This window comes from Kitasatospora sp. NPDC058492, assembly GCF_042720685.1.
In the GTDB taxonomy this organism is placed as follows: domain Bacteria; phylum Actinomycetota; class Actinomycetes; order Streptomycetales; family Streptomycetaceae; genus Kitasatospora.
Window position 1 is genome coordinate 42627 of sequence record NZ_JBHXMU010000055.1, and the last position, 23199, is coordinate 65825.

Genomic DNA, 23199 nt, shown 5'->3' on the forward strand with positions numbered 1-23199 from the left:
TGCACCGTGTTCCGGTATGGAGGGGGAGGGCCCCCGCCGGGAACCTCCGTGCGACGGCCCCCGTTCAACTGTCAGTCACAAGGGGGTGGGCGCATGTCCGGAGAGCTGGGCACTGCGGAGATCCACGCTGGTCAGGCCAACGGTACGGCTGTCGCCGAGGACCGGATCCCGCTCCAGCGGGTCCCGGCCGCCGCGCCGCCCGGGCCCGAGGCGCCGCCCGGCTCCGGGCTGGACACCCGGACGCTGTCGCGCTCGCTGTTCCTGCGGCTGGCCGCCCTGGAACCGGGCAGCGCGGAGCACACGTACGTCCGCGACACCCTGATCGAGCTCAACCTGCCGCTGGTCCGGTACGCCTCGGCGCGCTTCCGCAGCCGCAACGAGCCGATGGAGGACATCGTCCAGGTCGGCACCATCGGCCTGATCAAGGCGATCGACCGGTTCGACCCCGAGCGCGGGGTGGAGTTCCCCACCTTCGCGATGCCCACCGTGGTGGGCGAGATCAAACGCTTCTTCCGGGACACCAGCTGGTCGGTCCGGGTGCCCCGACGGCTCCAGGAGCTGCGGCTGGCGCTCACCAAGGCCGGTGACGACCTGTCCCAGCGGCTGGACCGCTCCCCCACCGTCGCCGAACTGGCCACCTGCCTGGGGGTCAGCGAGGAGGACGTGGTCGAGGGCCTCGCGGTGGGCAACGCGTACACCGCCAGCTCGCTCGACTCCAGCCCCAGCGAGGAGGACGGCGACGGACCGCTGGCCGAGCGGCTCGGCTACGAGGACCTCGCGCTGGAAGGCGTCGAGTACCGGGAGTCGCTGAAGCCGTTGCTGGCCAAGCTGCCGCCGCGCGAGCGCCGGATCATCATGCTGCGGTTCTTCGGCAACCTCACCCAGTCGCAGATCGGCGACGAGATCGGCATCTCCCAGATGCACGTCTCCCGGCTACTCACCAGGACGCTGACCCAGCTCCGTGAGGGTCTGATCAGCGAGGGCTGATCCTGCCCCGGGAGGCCACCCGTCGCCGTCCTGGCAGGCTGCGCGTCAGCCTGCCGGGACGGCGTCGTCCATCGCCCGGCCGACCACTGCGGCGGCGCGTTCGACGACGAGTTCGGCGGCGCGCAGGTAGTCGGCGAGGACGGGTCCGCGGTCGGCGCCGACGGCGTGCGCGCGGGGGCCGAAGTCGTCGGCAACGACATGGTTCAGGCCATCACTGCACAGGGCCACAGCGCACCACGGCGCCCGCCCGCCCGGCCGTCCAATAGCCGCCGGGATCACGGGCGTTGGCCTTACCGCGGCAGCCCGGGACTGCGCCCGACCAGCGCCGTTCGACCGGCTCCGGCGCCGCTTTCCGCCCGGCCCCGATTGCACCGGACTCGGTCCGCCGATCGACCGCGCGTGCACCTCCATTGCATATTCGGACTGTCACATGGCACAGCGGTGCCCGATATTGCATGAACCTGCCCAAGGCGTCGGCAAGATGTGCAAGAGTGTCATGCGCGACGACGACAGTGTAGGTGTCCGGTGGTCCGCCCAAGCCGCACGGGCGGTAACCAGGTGTAGCTCTCAGCTTCCGCTTTTTCATTCTCAATTCATTATTTGCATGGCCGGTCCGGTTCCGGTCACAATCGGCGCCTTCATGGCTTCGCCATGAACGTTGGTAACAGGTTCGCTGCACTCTCGCCCAATTGGTCCCTCGCAGAGGCCCCCCTCGACCAGGATGGGCGCCGGGCAGCCTGCTGCCCGCGAACAGCTACAGGGCAGGCGAGCGCTGAGCAGCGAGGCGCCTACCCAAGGGGAGGATCACCATGGGTCGAGCGACCCGAAGAGTTGCCGCGTGCGCGGCGGCAGTTCTGCTGGCCAGCGGCCTGCAGACCACCCTGGCCCACGGCGACACGCCGCCCAGGATCGACCTCACCATCCTGGTCATCGACGACGGAGGCCCGTCGGTCGCGGCGATCACCGCCGAACTCAAGAACCAGGGCACCCCGTACAAGGTCGTCAACCTCAACGACACCAACCGTCCCATCATCAACTCCGCTTTCCTCAGCGACACGGTGAACGGCCAGCCCCGCGGGAAGTACCAGGGCATCGTCCTTCCCAACGAAAACCCCTTCCCCAACAGTGCGGCCGAGATGACGGCCATCGCGGGCTACGAAGCTGCATTCGGAATCCGGCAGATCGACGCGTACACGTTCGCCAGTCCTGCGGTGGGGCTGAACTACGCGGTGAATCCCGGTTACTACGGCACGCTGGACGGATTCCAGGGCGCCACCACCACGGCCGGCACTTCGGGCCCGTTCGGGTACCTGAAGGGCAGCGTGCCGTTCGAGGACAACGATCCGACCGTCAGCGAGAGTTACGGCTACCTGGCCACGCCACTGGCCAACCTGCCGGCCGGCGCCTCGTTCGTCCCGCTGGTCGACGCCGCGATCCCGAGCACCACCTCGCGCGGTTCGCTGGTCGGCGAGTACACGCACGACGGCCGCAAGGAACTGGTCGTCACGTTCGTCTACAACCAGTACCAGCAGCAGTACCGCCTGCTGGCCCGCGGCATGGTCGACTGGATCACCCAGGGCGTCCACCTCGGCTACGACCGCAACTACTTCGCGGCCCACGTGGACGACGTCTTCCTCGCCGACGACCGCTGGGACACCGTGCTCAAGTGCACCCCCGGCGACGTCACCTGCCCGCCCGGCACCCCGGACACGGCCAACCCGATCCGGATGACGCCGGACGACGCCCAGCACCTCAAGCAGTGGCAGACCGCCAACAACTTCACCCTGGACATGGTGTTCAACGGTGGCGGCAGCGAGGACTGGAAGGCCGACCACCAGACCACGGTGGACCCCACGGCCAACCAGATGATCGCCGACCAGAACAGCTACCGCTGGGTCAACCACACCTACAGCCACCCGTACCTGGGCTGCGTCCAGGACGTCACCGTGGTGCCGTGGCGCTGCACCAAGGACTCCGCGGGCAAGACCGTCTGGACCGACCAGAACACCATCTCGGGCCAGATCAAGGACAACTTCGACTGGGCCGCCAAGAACGGCCTGAAGGTCGACCCGCAGGCCCTGGTCACCGGCGAGCACTCCGGTCTGCTGACCGCCCCGCAGGAGACCAGCGACAACCCGAACCTGGCACCGGCGCTGGCCGCCAACGGCATCAAGTTCACCGGCAGCGACGCCTCCCGCGAGCCCGCCCAGCGGACCGTCGGCTCGTCCACGCTGACCGTGCCGCGCTACCCGATGAACGTCTTCTACAACGCCGGCACGGCGAAGGAGGAGGCCGACGAGTACAACTGGATCTACACCAGCAAGGCCAACGGCGGCAGCGGCGTCTGTGAGAACAACGCCAACTCCACCTGCCTGACGCAGCCGCTGGACGCGAACACCGGCTTCCAGTCGTACATCGTGCCGCTGGAGGCCCGGATCGACCTCGGGCACGTGCTGAGCAACGACCCGCGGCCGCACTTCATCCACCAGTCGAACCTGTCCGAGGACCGGATCCTCTACCCGGTGCTGGAGAAGATCCTCGGCACCTACCGGTCGCTGCACGCCGACAACACCCCGATCGTGAACCTCGGCGAGCGCGAGATCGGCCAGGAGTTCCAGCGCCGCGCCGCCTGGAACTCGGCCGTCTCGGCCGGCCAGGTCACCGGCTACCGGGTCGGCAACACCGTCACGGTCAACGCTCCGGCCGGTGTTCAGGTCCAGGCCACCATGCCGACCGGAACTTCTCAGAAGCTGGTCATCGGATCGACCGCCTTCGGTTCGTCCTACGCCGGTACGATCTCCGGTTGGGTGTCCCCGGGCACCCTGCAGAGCAGCGTCTCCCTGCAGCTCCCCTCGGCCGGCACCCCGGCCGCCCCGGCCGCCGTCGCCCCCGGCGTCGCGGCCAAGTCCGTCCCGGCCCCGGCCCCGGCGGACAAGAAGGTCGTCCCGCAGGGCGTCGCCACTCCCGTCCCGGTGGGCCCGAGCGACACCGGTCGTACCAGCGCCCCGACCCTGGTCCCCGGTAGCGGAACCCCGGTGCCCGGCAAGGACGTCGCCACCAACGGCAACGGCGGCATCGCCGCGGCCGCCAAGAGCGGTAAGGCCACCGGGGGGGCGGCCTCGCTCGGCACCAGTACCACCGGACGCTCCGGCAACCGGTAGCCCGCAGCACCCGATGGCAGGGCCGGGCCGGTCGCCCGGTCCGGCCCTGCCTCGGGTCCCGTTCCGGCCACCCAGACCGGACACCGAAGCAAGGAACAGGAGGGGGGACAGGAGATGCGCGTCACCCTGCTCACCGAGGGGACGTATCCGCACCAGCACGGCGGTGTGAGTGTCTGGTGCGACCAGCTCGTTCAAGGCATGCCGGACGTCGACTTCGACGTCATCGCCGTCACTGGTACCGGCCAGGAACCACTGGCCTGGGAGCTGCCCGCCAACGTGCGGTCGGTCACGACCGCACCGCTGTGGGGCCCGGCCTCCGAGGCCGGACCGCCCCGCGGCAAGGAGATGCGGCGCTTCCTCAACGCGTACGAGCGCTTCCTCCACTCCATCCTCGATCCGGTCTACACCACCCACTTCGGCACCGAGCTGTACGGCTTCGCCGACCTCGCCCGGCGCGGGCTGCTCAGCCCGGCGCTGCGCAGCGAGCGCGCCCTGCGCACCCTCCAGCACGTCTGGACCCGGGACTACCTGCCCACGGCCGTCTCCCGGCCCACCATGCACGACGCCCTGAACGCCACCGACCTGCTGGAGCACGCCCTGCGGCCGCTCTCGGTCGAACCGCCCACCGGCGGCGTCGCGCACGCCGCCAGCGGCGGGCTGGCCACCCTGCCGGGGCTGATCGCCGCCCAGCAGTACGGCGTACCGTTTCTGCTCACCGAGCACGGCATCTACCTGCGCGAGCGCTACCTCGGCTACCGCACCGGCCCGTACCGCTGGCCGGTCAAGGCGCTGCTGCTCGGCTTCTACCGGATGCTCGCCGAGGAGAGCTACCGGCAGGCCGCGCTGGTCACCCCCGGCAACCGGTACAACCGGCGCTGGGAGGAGCGCGGCGGCACGCCGTCCGCCCACATCCGCACCGTCTACAACGGCGTGGACCCGGCGGCCTTCCCGCCCGCCGGGCCCGAACCCGAGACGCCGACCCTCAGCTGGGCCGGCCGGGTCGACCCGATCAAGGACCTGGAGACGCTGATCCGGGCCTTCGCCATCGTCCACCGTGAGATCCCCGAGGCGCGGCTGCGGCTCTTCGGCGGAACCCCCAAGGGCGGCGAGGCCTACCGGGACGGCTGCATAGCCCTGGCCGCCGAACTCGGCATCGCCGACTCGGTGGCCTTCGAGGGCCGCGTCGCCGACATCACCGACGCGTACGCGGCGGGCAACGTGGTCATGCTCTCCAGCATCAGCGAGGGCTTCCCGTTCACCCTGATCGAGGCGATGTCCTGCGGCCGCGCGACCGTCTCGACCGACGTCGGCGGCGTCCGCGAAGCCGTCGGCGACACCGGACTCGTCGTCCCGCCCCGCGAACCCGAGCCCATGGCGGCCGCCTCGATCGAGCTGCTGCGCGACGCCGAACGGCGCGCCCGCCTGGGCGAACAGGCCCGGCTGCGGGTCATCGAACAGTTCACGCTCCGCCAGAACATCGACGGCTTCCGGGGCATCTACACCGAACTCCTCGGCACCGCCCGCTGGATGCCGGACGGAGTGGTGGCCGTCACCGACCAGACCCCCACCACCGACTGGGACCAGCAGCTCGCCGCCGCCCAGCCCCAGCACAGCGAGGTGGGCGCGTGAACGAGCGGACGAACGACAGGTGCGTGTACCGCGAAGCGGCCACCGAGCGCGGCGGGGTGGCAGCGTGAACGAGCGGAGCGAGAGAACCATCGACAGGTGCGTGTACCGCGAAGCGGCCACCGAGCGCAGCGGGGTGGAAGCGTGAACGAGCGGAGCGAGAGAACCATCGACAGGTGCGTGTACCGCGAAGCGGCCACCGAGCGCAGCGGGGTGGAAGCATGAGTGGCCCCCTGCGGCTCGTCGAGGACGAGGGCGGCTCCGAGCGGACGATGCAGCTGCGTACCCTGCCGCTCAAGCGCCGCCGCCCCACCTCGTCGGCCCAGCCCGAGCCCGAGGAGCAGCTCGACCTCTCCGCGGACCCGCTGGACGAGCTCGCCGAGCGGCTGCACGACATCTGCGCCGATGCCGTCCACCCGTACGAGATCGCCGCGTTCCTGGAGTCCGACGGCCTCTCCGACGAGCAGGCCGCCCTGCTGTACGGCCGCCCCGACTCGTTCACCCTCGCCGAGGAGCTGTTCGAGAAGGTCGAGCGCCGCTACCCCGGCCCGAGCTCCGAGTTCGCCAACCCGTGGCGGGCCGACCCCTGGCGCTGCGTCGTGCGCGGCCTGGTGTTCGCCCTGCCCGGGCTCGGCTACCTGCTCGGCGCCAACCTGTTCGCGGCCACCCGGATGCGGTTCGGCCTGCCCTCCGGAATGCTCGCGCTGTCCGTCGCGACACTGGTCAGCTGGGGCTTCAACCAGGCGCTGGCACACCGCTCGTACCGCTGGCTCGGCCGGCTGCGGCGCCGCGAGGCCGCGATCTGCCTGGCCCTCGGGGCGCCGCTGGGCGCGCTGGTCGCGTCCGCCGCGGCGTACGTGGTCGGCGGGCCGCTGGGCGCGCTCTTCTTCGCCGCCGGGCAGTCGCTGTACCTGGGCGCGGCCACCGTCCTGCTGGTGCTGGGGCGGGAGAAGTTCCTGCTGCTGGCGCTGGTTCCGGCCTCGGTGGGCGCGGGCGTGGTGCTGGCCGCGGACGTCCCGCAGGTCGTGCGGACGGTCGTGCTGCTCGTCTCGCTGGTGCTGGCGGTCGGCCTGGCCGCCCGGGAGCTGCTGTTCTGCATCCGGGGCGGCGAGAAGGAGTCCGTCGAGCTGAAACTGCCGATCCGCCAGGAGGTCCCGCACCTGCTGTTCGGCTTGGCCTGCGGCACCCTCACGCTGATCGCCGGTCTCGGCGAGACCATCCACCAGGCGGTGCAGACCGGCGCCGCGCACGGTGCGAAGGCCACCCCGACCGGACCGGCCATGATCGCGCTGACGCTCAGTCTCGGCCTCGCCGAGTGGCTGCTCTTCCGCTACCGGGCGATGGCCGTGGCCGCGCTGCGCACCAGCCACACCAGCGGGCAGTTCACCCGCCGCACCGGCGGGATCCTGCTCGGCTGCCTGTTCATCTACCTCACCACCGTGGCCGCGCTGGACGCCGCCACGACCGTGCTGTGGCCCGGCGCCCCCGCGCTCGGTGTGCCGCAGCTCGGCGCGATGCTGCTCCTCGGCGGCTCGCTCTGGCTGGCGCTGCTGCTGAACGCCTTCGGGTTCAGCTGGAGCACCGCCCTCATCTGTCTGGCCGCCGCGGGTGCCGAGAGCGCCGGGCTGCTGACCGGTGCGGATCCGATCGTCCTGCAGCTGATCGGCTGCGGGGCGGCCGCCTTGCTCCTCACCGCCATCGCCGGGCCTGCGCTCGGCCGCACCACCCAGCACCGCTGAACACCGAACACCGAAATCACGCACGCCCAATTCGCGTGCACCGCTGGACCCGCTTCACCCGAACACGCTCCACAACGCGCTTCACCCGAACACGCTTCACCTCAACGCGCTTCACGGCACAGCTGAACCACCACCGGCCGGTCGCCACCGGGAGTCCGGCCGTTCCCAAATTCGAGAGAGCGAATCACGCATGAGCAGCGTCGCGGTCACCGGAGCCGAGGGTTTCATCGGCTCCCACCTCGTCGAGTCCCTGGTCGCCGACGGGCACCAGGTCCGGGCGATGGTCCAGTACAACTCCTTCTCGTCCTTCGGCTGGCTGGAGACCCTGTCCAAGGAGGTGCTGGACTCGGTCGAGATCGTCCTCGGCGACGTCCGGGACCCGGGCTCGGTCAACGGCCTGGTCAAGGGCACCGAGGCGGTCTACCACCTGGCCGCCCTGATAGCGATCCCGTACTCCTACCTGGCCCCGCACTCGTACGTCGACACCAACGTCACCGGCACCCTGAACGTGCTGGAGGCGGTGCGCCACCAGGAGATCCCGCGCCTGGTGCACACCTCCACCAGCGAGACGTACGGCACCGCGCAGACCGTGCCGATCACCGAGGACCACCCGATCAACACCCAGTCCCCGTACGCCGCCTCCAAGGCCGGCGGGGACCGGCTGGCCGACAGCTACCACGCCAGCTTCGAGACCCCGGTCGTCACCCTGCGCCCGTTCAACACCTTCGGCCCGCGCCAGTCGATGCGCGCCGTCATCCCGACCGTGATCGCCCAGGTCGCCGCCGGCGAGACCGAGATCACCCTCGGCGACCTGCGCCCGACCCGCGACTTCATGTTCGTCAAGGACACCGCGCACGCGTTCCGCACGGTCGGCACCGCTCCCGCCGAGACCGTGGTCGGCAGGACCTTCAACGCCGGCACCGGTGGCGAGATCTCGGTCGGCGACCTGGTCTCCCTGGTCGGCAAGCTGATGGGCGTCGACCTCCTGGTGAAGGAGGACGAGCAGCGCATCCGCCCGGCCAACTCCGAGGTCATGCGCCTGGTCGCGGACGCCACCCGGCTGCGCGAGGCCACCGGCTGGGCCCCCCAGTTCACCCTGGAGCAGGGTCTGGAGCAGACCATCGAGTTCTTCCGCGACCCGGCCAACCTGGCCCGCTACAAGACCGACATCTACAACGTCTGACCGCCGTACCGATCAATGCCCGTCCTGGTAACCAAGGTTCGTGTCCTGCACATCCTTTCCGTGGGGGAAACACCATGCATGCAGTGATCCTGGCCGGCGGTAAGGGCGTCCGCCTCCGCCCGTACACCACCGCCCTTCCCAAGCCGCTCGTCCCGATCGGCGACCAGCACGCGATCCTGGAGATCGTGATGCGCCAGCTCGCCGCCGCGGGCTTCAAGACCGTCACCCTGGCCATCGGCCACCTCGGCCACATCATCCGCGCGTACGTCGGCAACGGCTCCCAGTGGGGGCTGCGGGTCGGCTACGCCGTCGAGGACAGCCCGCTCGGCACCATGGGCCCGCTGCTCACCATGCAGGACCGCCTGCCGGAGCACTTCCTGGTGATGAACGGCGACATCCTCACCGACCTGGACTTCGCCGGGGTGCTCAAGCACCACGAGGCGTCCGGGGCGCCGCTCACCATCGCCACCTACGCACGTCAGGTGAAGATCGACTTCGGCGTGCTGACCGCCGAGTCCGGCAGCATCACCGGCTTCCAGGAGAAGCCGAGCATCGACTACCGCGTCTCGATGGGCGTGTACGGCGTGTCCCGTTCGGCACTCGCCAAGTACACCCCCGGCCTGCCGCTGGGCTTCGACGAGCTGGTGCTGGACCTGCTCGCCGCCAAGACCCCGCCCGCCGCGTACGACTTCGGCGGCTACTGGCTGGACATCGGCCGCCCGGACGACTACGACCGGGCGAACGCCGAGTTCTCGTCCATCCGACCGGTGCTGATGCCCTTCGAGTCGGCCGGCGCCGGCCAGGGCGTGGCGGAGCTGCCGATCCCGGCCGCCCGCACCGCCCCGGACGACACGGCCGAGGCTCCCGCCACCGCGGGCGCCCAGAGTGACGGACGGGCCGCGTGAGAATCCTGCTCCTCGGCGGCGACGGCTTCCTCGGCCGTCACGCCACCGCCGTCCTGCGGTCACTGCCCGGTGCCACCGTGCTGACCGCGGGCCGGCGGCCCGCCCACGACCTCCGGCTGGACCTGGCCACCGCCCAGGCCGGCCCGCTCGGCGGGGAACTGGCCGCGCTGGCACCCGACGTGGTGGTCAACTTCGCCGGCGCGGTGGCCGGCAGCGCGGTCAAGCTCGCCGAGGTGAACGCGCGCGGCCCGGCCGTGCTCTGCGAGGCGCTGCAGCTCGGCGCCCCGAAGACCCGGCTGGTGCACATCGGTTCGGCCGGCGAGTACGGCGTCTGTCCGGCGGGCAGCTCGCTGTCCGAGGACTCCGACGCCCGCCCGGTCGGCGTGTACGGCGCGACCAAGCTGGCCGGCTCCCTCGCGGTGGCCGGCTCGGCGCTGGACGCCGTGGTCCTGCGGGTGTTCAACCCGGTCGGCCCGGGGGCACCGGCGGGCTCGCTGCCCGGCCGGCTGGCCGCCGAGCTGCTCCGGGTGGCGCCCGAGGGCGCCGACGGCGTGATCACGGTCGGCGACCTCTCCGCCTACCGCGACTTCGTCGACGCCCGGGACATCGCCCGCGCGGTCGGCCTGGCCGCCGCCGCGGACCGTCCGCTCCCCCGGGTGCTCAACCTCGCCTCCGGGCAGGCCCGGCAGGTCCGGGCGATCGCGGACGGGCTGGTCGCCGCGGCCGGCTTCGCCGGCCGGATCGACGAGAGCGGGGCGGGCTCCGAGCGCTCGGCCGCGGTCTCCTGGCAGCAGGCCGACGTGTCGGCCGCCGCCCGGGAGCTCGGCTGGCACCCGGAGACGGACCTCGCCGACACCCTGCGCGACCTGTGGCTCAGCACCGCCGAGCCCGCCTGCCCACCGGTCGTCGCATGACCGGCGGGATCATCCCCGACGGCCGCCTGCTGGTGCCGCTGTACGTCCACCCCGCGGTGGACCCGGCGGCCTGGCAGGCGGTCGCCGCCGCCGACCCGGGCCGGATCGCCGCCGTCGTGCTCAACCTCGCCGACGGGCCGGGCGAGAACCCGGACAACGTCTTCGCCGAGGCCGCCGACCAACTCCGCGCGGCCGGAGTGCCGTTGGTCGGCTACACCGACACCGACTACGGCCGCCGACCGCACGCGGCGGTGGTCGCCGACATCCTGACCTACCGTCAACGCCACGACATCACCGGCGTCTACCTCGACCAGGTGGCCACCCACCCGGGCGCCCTCGCGCACTACCGGCGGCTGGCCACGGCCGCGCGCGCGGCCGGCTGCGGCACCGTGGTCTTCGGCCACGGCGAGCACCCCGACCCGGGGTACGCCGAAGTCGGTCTGGCCGACCTGCTGGTCACCTTCGAGGGCGACTGGGACACGTACCGCGCGATGACGCTCCCGCTGTGGACCGGCCGCCACGCGGCCTCCCGCTTCTGCCACCTGGTGTACGACGTCCCCGCCGAACACGCCGAGGACGCCACCGCGCTGATCGCCGCCCGCCGGGCCGGCGTCGGCTGCGCCGTACCGGGCGCCGGGGAGAACCCCTGGCGCACCCTGCCCTACGGCCTGACCGCTGCTGAACTGACCTGACCTGATCCGGAGTTCGACTACCGTGAACCGCCGTACCCGGCTCCTGCCGGTCGCCATCACCATCGCCGCCGCCCTGCTGGCGACCTCGTGCAGCAGCTCAGGCTCGGACGACGACAACTCCTCGGCCGACGGCTCCCCGAGCAGCCCGCCCGCGGCCACCGCCCCGACCAGCCCGGACGGCAGCACCGCCCCGGGCACCCCGTCGGACGCCGCCAGCACGCCCCCGGCCCCCGGCACGCCCAGCGCCCCCGGCTCGCCCACCGCGCCCGGCGCCACCACTCCCCCGGGCGCCACCACCGCCCCGGGCACCCCCAGCGCCCCCGGCGGCACTCCCGGCGGCACCACCTCCCCGCCGCCGGCCGGCGCCCGCTGGCAGCCCACCCCGGGCCTCGCCTGGCAGTGGCAGCTCGGCGGCACCGTCGACCAGTCCGTGGACGTCCCGGTCTACGACATCGACGGCTTCGAGAACGACGCCTCGGTGGTGGCCGCGCTGCACGCCAAGGGCCGCAAGGTGATCTGCTACATCAACGCCGGCTCCTGGGAGAACTTCCGCCCCGACTCCGCCGCCTTCGCCAAGTCCCTGCAGGGCTCCGACACCGGCTGGAAGGGCGAGAAGTGGTTCGACATCCGCAAGCTCGACCAGCTCAAGCCGCTGATGGCGGCCCGCTTCGACATGTGCAAGAGCAAGGGCTTCGACGCCATCGAGCCGGACACCATCGAGGCCTACAACCAGAACAGCGGTTTCCCGCTCACCCCTGACGACCAGGTCAAGTACAACCGCATGCTGGCCCAGCTCGCCCACGAACGCGGCCTGGCCATCGGCCTGAAGAACGACCTCGACCAGATCCCGGCGCTGCTGCCGGACTTCGACTTCGCGGTCAACGAGGAGTGCTCGCAGTTCGACGAGTGCGACCGGGTCGCGCCGTTCGTCAAGGCGGGCAAGGCGGTGTTCCACGTCGAGTACAAGCTCGGCACGGACCAGTTCTGTGCCAAGGCCAAGTCGCTCGGCTTCAGTTCGATGCAGAAGAAGCTCGACCTGGACGCCTGGCGCAAGCCCTGCTGAGCGCCGGCGCACCGGTCCTCGGTGCACCGGTTTCCGTCGCGCGGGTGACCCTCGTCCGGGTCACCCGCGCGATGATCACTTGACCGCCAGCCAGATGACGCCGCCCAACACGGCCAGCACGATGACGGCGACCAGCGCGATCACGCCGGTACGGCCACCACCACCGCTGCTGCTGCGGCCGTAGGTGGAGACGGTGCCCGGCGCCTGCGGGGCCGCCGGGGTCTCGTCGACGAACGCCCGGAACATCTGGGTGCTGCCGGCGGGGTCGTAGTCGTTGTCAGCCATGGCACGGACTCTAACGAATCCGCCCACCTCACGGACACCCCGGACCCCTCCTGCGCGACCCCCACCACCCGGTCGTGCAACGGTGGTACGACATCCTCGTGAAGTCCGCCCGACACGCGGAATGCCGCCCGGTGCGATCCGGTTGAATCCGACCATGACCGGAAACCACAGCGACGCCCCGGGCCGGGTCCGCCTCGGCGCCTCCGACCTGTCCGTCTTCCCGCTCTCCCTCGGCGGCAACGTCTTCGGCTGGACGGCCGACGAGCAGCAGTCCTTCGCCGTCCTGGACGCCTACGCGGCGGCCGGCGGCAACTTCGTCGACACCGCCGACGTCTACTCGGCCTGGGCCCCGGGCAACACCGGCGGCGAGTCCGAGACCGTCCTCGGCAACTGGCTGCGCAGCCGCGGCAACCGCGACGACGTCGTGATCGCCACCAAGGTCGGCATGCACCCCGAGGCCGGCGGTCTGGGCGCGGCCAACATCAAGGCCGCGGCCGAGGGTTCGCTGCGCCGCCTGGGCGTCGAGCGGATCGACCTGTACTACACCCACCGGGACGACGACACCCCGGTCGAGGAGTTCGTCACCGCGCTGGACGAGCTGGTCCGCGAGGGCAAGGTCGCCGCAGTCGGCGCCTCCAACATCGGCGCCGAGCGGCTGTCCGAGGCGCTGGCCTTCGCCGACCGCGAGGGCCTGGCCAAGTACGTCGCCGTCCAGCCGCACTACAACCTGGTCTCGCGCGGCACCTTCGAGGGCCCGCTGGCCGACGTGGTCGCCGAGCACGGCCTCGCCACCGTCCCGTACTACGCGCTCGCCTCCGGCTTCCTCACCGGCAAGTACCGCCCCGGCGGCCCCGGCGTCGACAGCGCCCGCTCCGAGGGCGCCGCCCGCTACCTGGACGACCCGCGCGGCCCGAAGGTGCTGGCGGCCCTGGACACCGTCGCCGGGGAGCACGGCGTCGCCCCCGCCACGGTCGCCCTCGCCTGGCTGGCCGGGCGGCCGACGGTCGCCGCCCCCATCGCCAGCGCCCGCACCGTCGAGCAGCTCCCGCCCCTGCTGGCAGCCACCACGCTCCGCCTCACCCCCGAACAGACCGCCCTCCTCGACACCGCCTCCGCCTGACCCCGCCCCACCCCGCAGGCTGCGAACCCGCCCCCGCCCGGGCCCGTTCGCAGCCTGCACCCGTGCCCGGCGAACCCCACCCGGCTGAGAACACCGGCCGCAGTGATCAGCCTTGGCCCACGAACGACCGGGCACGGAACAGGACTTCGACGTCGAAGCCGCCACGGGGGCAGCCTCGCCGGAAATCCCGCCCGGGACGGGCTCTTCGACGACGAGGACCGGAAGAAGTACGCGCGCCCGGCCCTCGATTCCGCAAACAATCCGGGCCCGGGCGGTAACACCGGCAGAGTGACCGTCGGCCCCGCCGATCCGAGGGCCCGCGCCGGCACCGTCGACGAAATCCAGGAGACTTTCCGGGCGGTCGGCGAATCCGCCCCGGAAAAGACGGCCAACGCGCACGGCGCACCGGCCGATTGGCAGATCGGGCCCGAACTGCGCACCCGTTCCCTCCGCGGGGACGACCAGGTCCTGCTTCGGGCCCCCGACAGCGGCGTGCTGTCGGGGGCCCGGTACGCCCCGGCGCTACGGCCGCCCGAAGTGGGTCGGGTAGTAGCCCGAGTTGAGGGTGGACACCCGGACCGTCTTGCCGGGCCTCGGCGCCTCGACGAACTTGCCGCCACCCAGGTAGATCCCCACGTGGTGGATCCCGGAGGCCCGGCCGCTGTCCGACCAGAACACCAGGTCACCGCGGCGCAGTTGCCCCGCGCTGATCGGCGTGGTGGCCGCGTACTGGTCGTCGGCCACCCGCGGCAGGCTGATCCCGCTACGCCGGTAGGCCTGCTGGACGAGCCCCGAGCAGTCGTAGCCGGACGGGCCGTTGCCGCCCCAGACGTACGGCTTGCCCAGCTGGGCGAGCGCGTAGTCGATGGCCGACTCCACGCTGCCGGAGGCCGGTGCCTGGTCCGCCGACGGCGTGGCCGCGGGCCGGGCGGGAGCGGGATCCGCGCCGCCGCCGGACTGGCCGGTGCGGTTCGCGTAGACGTCGTAGTGGCTGGTCCACCGCCACTCGCCGCCGCTGTTCTTGAACCAGTACTTCGACCCGTCCCAGCCCTGGCGCAGTCCGGAGGAGGAGGCCGAACCGTTGGACACGGCGGCCGCCTTGCCGCTGGCACCGCCGGAGCCGCCCGAGCCGCCGGACTGGCCGGTGCGGTTCGCGTAGACGTCGTAGTGGCTGGTCCACCGCCACTCGCCGGCGCCGTTCTTGAACCAGTACTTCGACCCGTCCCAGCCCTGCTTCCCGGCCGCCGCGTGCGCGGACCCGGCACCGGCCGTCAGGCCGACCACGCCGGCGCCCGCCAGCACGGTGGTGGCCAGGCAGGTACTCCGCACGGCGCGGTGTATTCGGCTGCCGCCGGTCGCCGTCGCGGGGCGGGCGGTGTGCGGCCGGGCCGCGCAGTTCGGGCAGCCGCAGCCCGCGATCGCGGGGATGCTGCCGGTGCTCTCCTCGAAGCCGATCAGGCCCCGGTCGAGGGCGGCGTCGAAATCGGCGTCGAGGTCGAGGCCGGGATCGGCGTACGCGCCGGTGGCTATCCTCATGCGGGTCGTCCTTCCTTCCGCCCGGCCCGTGCGGCCGGGGGCGGTACCGAGGCGGCCACTCCGGCCGGGGCGACGAAGGCGACCAGCAGCTGCTCCATCAGCGCGCTGCGGGCGGCCTCGTCCAGTTCGTGGGCGGTGGCGCGCTCCAGTCGCCGGACGGCGAGCGCCGCCGCCTCGACTGCGTCGTCCACCAGCACCGTCCGCAGGCCCGCGTCCAGGTCGGCCAGCCGGCGGCGGCGCATCGACTCGGCGACCTCGGGCGCGTAGTCCAGCGCCAGCGGCTGCGCCGAGTAGACCTCCAGGCCCGCCGGGGCGACCTCGGCGGCCAGTGCTCTGGTCAGCTCGTCGGCGAACCACTGCCCGTCCCGCAGCGCGGGCCCGGGCGCCGCGTTGCTGTCGCACGGCAGGATGGACGCGGTGCGGGTGAGCACCGCCTGGACCTGCTCGCGCAGGTAGCTCTCGTGGTCCTCGATCGCCAGCAGCGCCCGCGCGGTGTCCTTGACCCGCCAGACGATCAGCAGCCGGACGACGATCGGCGTGCCGGTCCGGTCGACCGCCTTGACCGGCTCGCTGCGCCAGTGCCGCAGCCGCACGTCCACCCGGCGCCGGCGCAGCAGCGGGTTGACCCAGACCAGGCCGGTGCGGCGGACGGTGCCCCGGTAGCGGCCCCAGCGGGTCAGCACCCGGGTCTCGCCGCCCGCGTTGGCCAGCAGCCCGGCGAGCGCGAACACCACGAGCAGGCCGACCGCGCTGACCGCGGCGACCGACTTGGCGTCCACCTCGGCCTGGCCGCTCGCCTGCGCGGCGGCGCTGCGCAGGTCGGGCAGCGCGTCCCAGTACGGGATGACGCCGTCGCGCAGCAGCATCAGCAGCACGCCTGCCACGCCGACCAGCACCACCAGCAGGGCGATCCAGCCGGGCAGGGCGGTGGCGCCGTGCTCGCGGACCGCCTGGTCGGCGCGCGGGGGGCGGCGGGAGGCGGCGGCCGTGGGGGCGCCGACCTGGGTGGTTTCCGGGATCTCGACGGTCGCCGGGGCGGCCGCCTCCAGCGGATCGCGCAGGTCGGCGGAGGCGCCGGTGGCCGGGCCGGGGACGACGACCAGCGGAGTGGTCGCGGGGCCGCCGTCGACCGGGCCGAGTGGCTTGGCCGTCTTGACGGCCGTGTTCTTGGCCAGCGGGCTGGCGCCGGAGGCGGAACGTTCCGGCAAGGCCGGTGGGAGTACCTGGGGCAGGTGGTCGGGTCGCTGCGAAGAATCGCGGGTGACGTCCATGCACGGATCCTCGGGGTCGGTGTGTCGCGCAACGGGCGGCCCGGATCTGACGGGCAGTGCCAAGATCAGGCTAAGTTCATACGTCATCAAATGCGACATTTATGATGAGGTGTGTCGACATTTGCTGACGAATCGTCCGAAGCCGACCTGACGCGCAGGCACATGAACGGATGGTCGGGATGGTTCAGCGCAGGTCAGCGCCGCCGGACACCGTCACCACGGGCGAACAGCCGACGGGTGATCAGCCCGATTCCGGCGAGCACCAGCAGGCCACCGGCGACCCCACCGCGCCAGCCGCTCGCGGTGGACCGCGCGGCCGCCGCCTGCGAGGCCTCCGCGGCCGCCCCCACGGGCGACGCGCTCGGCGGCGCCGGCAGCGGCCCGGCATCCTCCCCGGCGGACCCGAGCGGTTCGGCCGCCACCGGCGTCGATGACGGTGGCGGTGACGGAGGCGGAGGCGGTGTCAGATGTGGTGTCAGTGACGGTGACGGTGACGGTGGCGACGCCATGACGCCGACGGCCGCCCGGGACGGGCTGGCGCCCAGGGACGGAACGGTACGGAGCGTCGGAGGGACGGAACCGGCGGAGGTGGTGGTGGGGGCGATCCGGACGGTCGGGACGGTGGGGGTGACTGAAGCAACGGACGGCCCGGCCACCGCCGCCGGAGGCCGGGCGACCGCCGGAACGGCGATCGGCAGCAGCCCCGCCGGCGCCGGCGCGAGCACGGATGCAACGGGCGTCGCCCCCACAACCGGGCTCGGCGACGAGGTGACCGGGCTCGAAGGCGTGGACGTGGGTTTGGACGTGGACGTGGACGTGGGCGACGTCGCGGGACGGGACGGTACGGAGGAGGCCACCGGCGCGGAAGCACCGGCCGAGGGCAACACCGGCACCGCCACGCTCGGGCTCGGCCCGACCGGCACCGGCACCGACGCCGACGGGCTCGGCACGGTCGGCACGGTCGGCACCGAGACTGCGGGGCTGGGCCGCACGGGAACCGACGCCCCCGAGCTCGGCACCGCAGGAGTCGACGCCACCGCACTCGGCACCGCAGGAGTCGACGCCGATGCCGAAGCCGAAGCCGATGCCGAAGCCGACGGGCTCGGCGCCGCCGCGACGCGCACCGGCACCGCATCCGCCGCCGCCCCGTTCCCCGCCAGGTCGGTCGCCGTGACGACCAGCCACTGTTGCCCGTCCGTCAGGTCCCGGTTGGCGGTGCAGGTCCAGCTGCCGTCGAGCGCCGCCGTCACCCCGCACAGCACCGTCCGCTCGCCCGCACCCGAACCCGAGACCGAACCCGAGCCCGAAGCCGGAGCCGAACCCGGCCCCGAGGCCGCCGAGCCGCCCGCCCGCGCTGTGACCAGCACCTTCGAGCCCGGCTCGGCCCGCCCGGTGAACGTCGGCCGGCTGACCCGCAGGGTCTCCCCGGCAGCCGGCGAGCCGAGCACCGGCTTGTCCGGCGGGACGGTGTCGACGACCAGCGCGACCGCCTGCCCGGCCGTCCGGTTCCCGGCCTCGTCGACCGCGACGGGGGTGAGCAGGTGGCGCCCGTCCACCAGGTTCTCGACCGGCAGGCAGGACCACTGGCCGTCCGCCCGGACGGCGCTGCGGCAGAGTTCGGCGGCCTGGTCGGTGACCGCGACGGTGCTGCCCGCCTCGCCGGTGCCGGTGAGCTGGATCCCCGGGTCGTTGGTGTACTCCGGGAGGGTGAGGACGGGCGGTGCGGGCGGCGCCGTCTTCACGGTGACCCGGACGGCGTCGCCGCGCAGCACCACACCACCGCTGGTGATCTCGACCGGGGTGAGGGCGTGCGGGCCCGCGGTGAGCGCTCCGTCGGGCCGACAGGACCAGTCGCCGCCGCGCTCGACCCGGGCCCGGCAGGCCGTGGCGTCGCCGTCCCGGATCTCCACCGAGGCGCCGGCGACCGCTCCGTCGCCGTGGATCCGTGGGCGGGCCTCGGCGAGGACGGCGCCGTCGACGGGTTCGGCGACCTCGGGCCGGGCGGCGCCGACGGTCAGTTTGATCCGCTGGTCGGCAACCTGCCCGGAGTCGGCGAAGCCGCCGGAGGGGACGAGTTGGCTGGCGTCGCGGGCGATCCGCAGCCGGGCCCAGGTGTCGCCGGAGGCGGCGCCGGTCGGGACGGTCCATTCCAGGGTCGCGGTGTCGGCGCCGGCCGGGATCTCGGTCTGCACCCGCTCGGCGGGGTCGAAGCGCCCGCTGTGGTCGAAGTCGATCCAGCCGGCCAGGGTCGCGGGCTGGTCGCCGACCGCCACCGGGACGGTGAGCCGGTAGTAGCGGCCGATCGCGGCCTCGGTGGGGAAGCTGATCGACGGGTCGGCGCCCTGGTACTCGGCGCGGCCGGGCTGGAGCTTGGGCGGCGGCGGGCTGGTGAAGACGCTGCGCCGGCCGGCCCCGTGGTCGAGCTGGACCAGCGGCTCGCCGGTCGACCGGTCGGCCGTGCCCGGGTCGTCGGCGGACCGGGGTCGGGTGCGGTGCGCCGGGTTGGCGGCGTCCGCGCCGAGGAACAGGTCGGAGAGCACGTGCGAGGCGTTGCCGTAGTTCTGCGGGGCGGTGCCGAGGTCCTCGTCGACGGTGACGGTGTACGCCTGGCGCAGGACGGGCGGGGCGGTGGTGCTGCCGGCCCGGGCGGTGGAGCGCTGCTCGACCCGGAAGACCGCGGTGCGCAGGGTGCCGGCGAGTTCCAGGGTGCCCTCGGAGGCGGAACCGGCCGCGCCGTCGGAGCTGCCGTCGGCGCCGACGGGTGCGAGGGCGTTGGCGTCGACCGTCCAGCCGGGCCAGTCGGTGCGGTTGACCAGGGTGGGGGCGGAGGGTGAGCCGCCGGTGAGGGTCAGCCGGGCCGCGGTGCTGGTGGTGCCGGACTTCCCGGTGGCGAGCGCGACCAGTCCGCTGAGGTGCAGCCGGGGATTGCGGACCGGTCGGGAGAAGGCGAGCCGGAGCGTTCCGACGGTGCGCCAGGATCCGTCCGCCTGCGGGCGGTTCTCGGTGACGCTGAAGGTCTGCGCGGGGTTTCCGGGGTGCATTCCGTCCGTGTACGGCCCGGCCGCACGCCCCCCGCCGGGGCGGTCGGCAAGTTCGCCGGCCGCGGCGGCCACCTCGGTGCCCGGGGTGGCGGCGAATTCGAGTTGGACGGAGAGGCCGGAGGGCAGGACCGCCCGGCGTTCCCCCGACCAGGCGTCAGGGGACTGCTGGGCCACCGAGAGTGGGGCGTTCCAGCCGGTCAGCAGCCCGGCCACGAGGACGGTCAGGGCGGCGGCCGTGCGGGGAAACTGTCGGCCCATCCGGCTCTCCTTCGCGGTCGGCTGCCGGGGTGCCGGGCAGTCTGGGCACAAGATCTGACAAAAAGGAATCACGATCCTGAGCCGGTCATACTGCGACACCTGCGCTTATGGCCGGGTCCCACCCGTTTGGCGGCCATCCGAGCGGCAGGACGGGATATACCCGAAACAGATGCATTTCATCCATTAGGCCCGCAATCCAGAACGGACGCGGCACCCGGCGCCCTCGTCCGGGCCCGGAAACGGGAGAAGCCCCCGGCCGGTGGCCGGGGGCTTCTCCCTGGTGCGCTCAGCAGGATTCGAACCTGCAACCTCTTGATCCGTAGTCAAGTGCTCTATCCGTTGAGCTATGAGCGCAAGGAACGGGCGAACCCGATCTTGCGGAGATTGGTGCGCTCAGCAGGATTCGAACCTGCAACCTCTTGATCCGTAGTCAAGTGCTCTATCCGTTGAGCTATGAGCGCTCGCCCTGATGAACAGTGCCAGCGGGGCGTTGCGGGGACAACATTACATGACCTGCGACGCGGGACGAAATCGATTGCTCCCTGCCCCCGGGCCGACCCCCTGGAGGCCGCTCGGGCCCCCGGCGGCCCCGGCCTGCGGAGCAGGTCGGCGGGGCGGGCCCGGAACCGCCCCGGAGATGCCGAAAGCCCCGCCGACAAGATCGTCGACGGGGCTTTCCGGCTGCGGAGGCTGAGGGATTTGAACCCTCGATCAGGAATAACCCCGAAACCGCATTAGCAGTGCGGCGCCATAGACCGGACTAGGCGAAGCCTCCTCCACAGGGACCACGTCCGCGTGAGCGGACCCGTTCCGTGTGCCTGAGATGATGCCACAACCGTGGGGTTCGGCACCAACCACCGCCCACGTTACTAGGCGGGTCGACCCCGCCGCAAAGAAGAATGAGATACTGCCGTCTCCGGAGGAGCTGCCCTGAGCCGAGGAGACCTGTCGACGTGAGCAGCAGGCCGATCCGAGGCGCTGCTCGCCTCGCCGCCATACTCGACGCCCTGCCCGACGCGTTGTTGCTGGTGAACAGCAACGGCACCGTCGTGGACGCCAACAGCGCGGCAGTCCACGCGCTCCAGACGCCCGGCACCTCGCTGGTCGGCATGGGCGTGCTGGACCTCCTGCCCGAGTTCGACCCCAGTCGGATCCCCGGCTCGATGCGCCCGGCCGCCCGCGACGGCGACGAGCCCGACCGCCCGGTCCGGATGACCGCCCGGCGCACCGACGGCACCAGCTTCCCGGTCGAGGTCTCCGGCAACGACTTCCCCGACGACGGCACCGGCGAGGGCCGCGGCTACGGGCTCACCTCGTACGACCCGTACCGCGAGCGGTCCCGCCCGTCCTCCGCGAGCGACCTGCTCCTGCTGCTGGTCCGCGACCTCTCCAGCCGGCTCGGCGTCGAGGCCGAGCTGCGCCGCCAGCACAAGCAGACCGAGATGATCCTGCGCGCCGCCGCCGAGGGCGTGCTCGGCGTCGACCTCGAAGGCCGCTGCGTGCTGGTCAACCCGGCCGCCGCGCACATCCTGGAGTACCGGGCGAGCGAGCTGGGCGGGCGCGAACTGCACCCGCTGATCCAGCACTCCCGGGCCGACGGCACCCCGCTGGCGCTGGAGGAGTCCGCGCTGCTGGACACCCTGACCTCCGGGCGCAAGCACCGGGTGCGCGGCACCGTGCTGTGGCGCAAGGACGGCCGCCCGGTCACCGTCGACCTCACCACCGCGCCGGTGCGGGACGGCGACCAGCTGGTCGGCGCGGTGATGACCTTCACCGACCGCAGCCGCGAACTCGCCCTGGTCGCCCGCAACGAACACCTCACCGCCGTCCTGGAGAGCGAACTCGGCGGCGCGCTGTCCGCGCTGAACGAGCGGCTGGACGCGCTCGCCGCCGACCCGGCCGGGCAGCTGTGGCCGGAGGCCAACTGGACGCTGCGCCGGCTCGCCGACGAGTGCCGCCGGTTCAGCCGGCTGATCGACGGCGTGCTCGCGCACCAGCGCTCCGAGGCCGGCGAGAGCGCCCCGGCGGACGGCCCGGACGCGAAGGACGGCAAGGACAACAAGGACGGCAAGGACGGCCGCAAGCCGACCGAGCGGCGGGTGCCCGTCGCCCTGGACAAGGTGGTCCGCCAGGCCGTCGAGGCGGCCGGCGAGCTGGTCGGCCCGGGCCGGGTGCGGTTCTCGGTGCACGCCGCCGCCGTCGAGGTGATCGCCGACGAACGCCGGCTCGCCCAGGCGCTGGCCCACCTGGTCGCCGACGTCAGCGGCATCGGCCTCGCCCTGGACGCCCCGACCGCCCCCTCCCCCGGCCTGGCCGCCCCCGGCACGCCCGCCGCGCTGCCCTCCGGCGGCGAGCCGCCGACCGTCGTCCTGGCCGCCGCCCAGCGCGGCGAGGTCGCCCGGGTCGAGATCCGCGGGCCCGGCCTCGGCGGCAGCCCCGTCCACCTGCCGATAGCCCGCGCGGTGGTCGAGCGCCACGGTGGCGTGCTCCAGCCGCACGAGCTGCCCGGCAAGGCCGGCACCACGTACGTCGTCGAGCTGCCGTTGGACCCGGCCGCCGCGAAGGCCGCCGCCGAGCGCGCGGCCGCCGAGGGCCGCCGCTCCGACCGGCCCAAGGAGGGCGACAGCGCCGTCCTGCCCGACCTGCCGGGCATCCCGCAGCTGCCCAGCAGCGGCGAGGACGCCGAGCCGGTCGCCGACGGCGGCGAGCAGCCCGACCGCGAGACCCCGGCCGCGGCGGCGGAGCAGCCCGCCGAGGAACCCGCCGCCGAGCGGCGCGGCCGCCGTGGCCGCCCCGCCGCCGAGGAACCCGCGCCCCCGGCCCGGACCGCCCCCGACACCCCCGCCGACCAGTGGCCGAACGCCCCCGCCCGGATCGAGCGGGCCGTCCCCGAACAGTGGAACGGCACCGGCAACGACCCCGCGTACGGCCGCCAGGGACTGGCCGGTCCGGACGGCGCGCAGCGCGACCCCTGGGGCAAGGACGACGGCCGCTCCGGCCCGGCCTACGCCGTCCCCGTCGAGGGCGAGCGCCCGCAGCAGCACCGGACCGGCGGGCGTGAACCGCTCGCGCTCGGCCCCGGCACCGGTGCCGCCCCCGCCGACGGCACCCCGGCGGGCGGCACGCCCACCGCGGAAGGCGCCCCGGCCGCCGACGGCGCCGAGACCAAGCCCCGTCGGCGCCGCGCCCTGCCCCCCACCGAGGACTCCTCCGGCGGCTTCGCCCTCCCCGGCGCCCCCGACACCCCGGTGTACCCCGGCCTGGAGCACGCCCTGCCGGCCGGCCCGGCACCCGCGCAGCCCGAGCCCGCCGCCGCACCGACCGGCCGCCGTCGCCGGCTGGCCGTGCCGCCCGGCCCCGGCCAGGAGGCCCCGACCGCGCCGTCCGACCAGACCCCGCAGGAGGACCGGCCCGCGCC

Annotated in this window: 15 protein-coding genes, 3 tRNA genes and 1 pseudogene; 11 read left to right on the forward strand and 8 right to left on the reverse strand. The window is 73.1% G+C overall.

Annotation, left to right across the window (positions count from 1 at the left end; translation table 11 throughout):
- Positions 1-93: 93 nt before the first annotated feature.
- Positions 94-987 carry an RNA polymerase sigma factor SigF gene (locus tag ACFWPI_RS29720; RefSeq protein WP_063348628.1) on the forward strand — a complete coding sequence of 298 codons (894 nt, stop codon included), beginning with the start codon at positions 94-96 and terminating at the stop codon, positions 985-987.
- Between the two features lie 45 nt (positions 988-1032).
- Here ACFWPI_RS29720 and ACFWPI_RS29725 read toward each other — a convergent pair whose 3' ends face one another.
- Entirely contained in the window at positions 1033-1215 is a 183-nt protein-coding gene (locus tag ACFWPI_RS29725) for a hypothetical protein (protein WP_380374540.1), read from the reverse strand.
- Between the two features lie 581 nt (positions 1216-1796).
- On the opposite strand from ACFWPI_RS29725, the gene ACFWPI_RS29730 reads away from it, so the two are divergent.
- The 8 genes and pseudogenes from ACFWPI_RS29730 to ACFWPI_RS29765 all read left to right on the forward strand — a co-directional run bounded on the left by ACFWPI_RS29730 (position 1797) and on the right by ACFWPI_RS29765 (position 12270).
- Positions 1797-4148, forward strand: coding sequence for a hypothetical protein (locus ACFWPI_RS29730; protein ID WP_380374542.1), 2352 nt, complete (start codon positions 1797-1799; stop codon positions 4146-4148).
- A gap of 114 nt (positions 4149-4262) precedes the next feature.
- Positions 4263-5777, forward strand: coding sequence for a GT4 family glycosyltransferase PelF (gene pelF, locus ACFWPI_RS29735; RefSeq protein WP_079135759.1), 1515 nt, complete (start codon positions 4263-4265; stop codon positions 5775-5777).
- A 218-nt stretch (positions 5778-5995) separates the two neighbouring features.
- Entirely contained in the window at positions 5996-7513 is a 1518-nt protein-coding gene (locus ACFWPI_RS29740; RefSeq protein WP_380374545.1) for a hypothetical protein, read from the forward strand.
- Between the two features lie 190 nt (positions 7514-7703).
- Complete coding sequence (locus ACFWPI_RS29745; RefSeq protein ID WP_063348624.1) at positions 7704-8696, forward strand: GDP-mannose 4,6-dehydratase; 993 nt, start codon at positions 7704-7706, stop codon at positions 8694-8696.
- 74 nt (positions 8697-8770) lie between these two features.
- Positions 8771-9472, forward strand: a pseudogene (locus ACFWPI_RS29750) (NDP-sugar synthase); the annotation flags it as partial.
- Between the two features lie 125 nt (positions 9473-9597).
- Positions 9598-10515, forward strand: a complete 918-nt coding sequence (locus ACFWPI_RS29755) for an NAD-dependent epimerase/dehydratase family protein (protein ID WP_380374548.1) — start codon at positions 9598-9600, stop codon at positions 10513-10515.
- A complete protein-coding gene (locus ACFWPI_RS29760) occupies positions 10512-11207 on the forward strand; it encodes a spherulation-specific family 4 protein (RefSeq protein ID WP_063348622.1) in 696 nt (231 codons plus the stop codon). The genes ACFWPI_RS29755 and ACFWPI_RS29760 overlap by 4 nt, the downstream gene beginning before the upstream one ends.
- A gap of 22 nt (positions 11208-11229) precedes the next feature.
- Positions 11230-12270, forward strand: coding sequence for an endo alpha-1,4 polygalactosaminidase (locus ACFWPI_RS29765; protein WP_380374551.1), 1041 nt, complete (start codon positions 11230-11232; stop codon positions 12268-12270).
- Positions 12271-12345: 75 nt separating this feature from the next.
- Here the strand turns inward: ACFWPI_RS29765 and ACFWPI_RS29770 are convergent, their stop codons facing one another.
- Entirely contained in the window at positions 12346-12555 is a 210-nt protein-coding gene (locus ACFWPI_RS29770; protein ID WP_063348621.1) for a hypothetical protein, read from the reverse strand.
- A gap of 154 nt (positions 12556-12709) precedes the next feature.
- Here ACFWPI_RS29770 and ACFWPI_RS29775 point away from each other — a divergent pair, with 154 nt between their 5' ends.
- Positions 12710-13675 carry an aldo/keto reductase gene (locus tag ACFWPI_RS29775; protein ID WP_380374554.1) on the forward strand — a complete coding sequence of 322 codons (966 nt, stop codon included), beginning with the start codon at positions 12710-12712 and terminating at the stop codon, positions 13673-13675.
- Between the two features lie 522 nt (positions 13676-14197).
- Here the strand turns inward: ACFWPI_RS29775 and ACFWPI_RS29780 are convergent.
- The 6 genes from ACFWPI_RS29780 to ACFWPI_RS29805 form a co-directional block, all read right to left on the reverse strand.
- Positions 14198-15211 (reverse strand): C40 family peptidase, encoded by a 1014-nt coding sequence (locus tag ACFWPI_RS29780; protein WP_380374556.1) that lies wholly within the window; start codon positions 15209-15211, stop codon positions 14198-14200.
- A complete protein-coding gene (locus ACFWPI_RS29785) occupies positions 15208-16482 on the reverse strand; it encodes an SPFH domain-containing protein (RefSeq protein WP_380425161.1) in 1275 nt (424 codons plus the stop codon). Before ACFWPI_RS29785 ends, ACFWPI_RS29780 begins: the two co-directional genes overlap by 4 nt.
- Before the next feature lie 194 nt (positions 16483-16676).
- Complete coding sequence (locus ACFWPI_RS29790) at positions 16677-19781, reverse strand: Ig-like domain-containing protein (protein WP_380374561.1); 3105 nt, start codon at positions 19779-19781, stop codon at positions 16677-16679.
- Between the two features lie 278 nt (positions 19782-20059).
- Positions 20060-20135, reverse strand: a tRNA-Arg gene (locus ACFWPI_RS29795).
- A 31-nt stretch (positions 20136-20166) separates the two neighbouring features.
- Positions 20167-20242: transfer RNA gene (locus ACFWPI_RS29800), tRNA-Arg, on the reverse strand.
- Between the two features lie 223 nt (positions 20243-20465).
- Positions 20466-20556: transfer RNA gene (locus ACFWPI_RS29805), tRNA-Ser, on the reverse strand.
- A 178-nt stretch (positions 20557-20734) separates the two neighbouring features.
- Here ACFWPI_RS29805 and ACFWPI_RS29810 point away from each other — a divergent pair.
- On the forward strand, positions 20735-23199 hold a 2465-nt coding region (locus tag ACFWPI_RS29810; protein WP_380425164.1), incomplete at its 3' end, for a PAS domain-containing protein.

Excerpts from the sequence above, each read along its gene's own strand:
- ACFWPI_RS29720 (WP_063348628.1), top strand. The coding sequence starts at position 94 with ATGTCCGGAGAGCTGGGCACTGCGGAGATCCACGCTGGTCAGGCCAAC.
- ACFWPI_RS29730 (WP_380374542.1), top strand. The coding sequence starts at position 1,797 with ATGGGTCGAGCGACCCGAAGAGTTGCCGCGTGCGCGGCGGCAGTTCTG.
- pelF (WP_079135759.1), top strand. The coding sequence starts at position 4,263 with ATGCGCGTCACCCTGCTCACCGAGGGGACGTATCCGCACCAGCACGGC.
- ACFWPI_RS29740 (WP_380374545.1), top strand. The coding sequence starts at position 5,996 with ATGAGTGGCCCCCTGCGGCTCGTCGAGGACGAGGGCGGCTCCGAGCGG.
- ACFWPI_RS29745 (WP_063348624.1), top strand. The coding sequence starts at position 7,704 with ATGAGCAGCGTCGCGGTCACCGGAGCCGAGGGTTTCATCGGCTCCCAC.
- ACFWPI_RS29760 (WP_063348622.1), top strand. The coding sequence starts at position 10,512 with ATGACCGGCGGGATCATCCCCGACGGCCGCCTGCTGGTGCCGCTGTAC.
- ACFWPI_RS29770 (WP_063348621.1), bottom strand. The coding sequence starts at position 12,555 with ATGGCTGACAACGACTACGACCCCGCCGGCAGCACCCAGATGTTCCGG.
- ACFWPI_RS29775 (WP_380374554.1), top strand. The coding sequence starts at position 12,710 with ATGACCGGAAACCACAGCGACGCCCCGGGCCGGGTCCGCCTCGGCGCC.
- ACFWPI_RS29780 (WP_380374556.1), bottom strand. The coding sequence starts at position 15,211 with ATGAGGATAGCCACCGGCGCGTACGCCGATCCCGGCCTCGACCTCGAC.
- ACFWPI_RS29785 (WP_380425161.1), bottom strand. The coding sequence starts at position 16,482 with ATGGACGTCACCCGCGATTCTTCGCAGCGACCCGACCACCTGCCCCAG.
- ACFWPI_RS29790 (WP_380374561.1), bottom strand. The coding sequence starts at position 19,781 with ATGGGCCGACAGTTTCCCCGCACGGCCGCCGCCCTGACCGTCCTCGTG.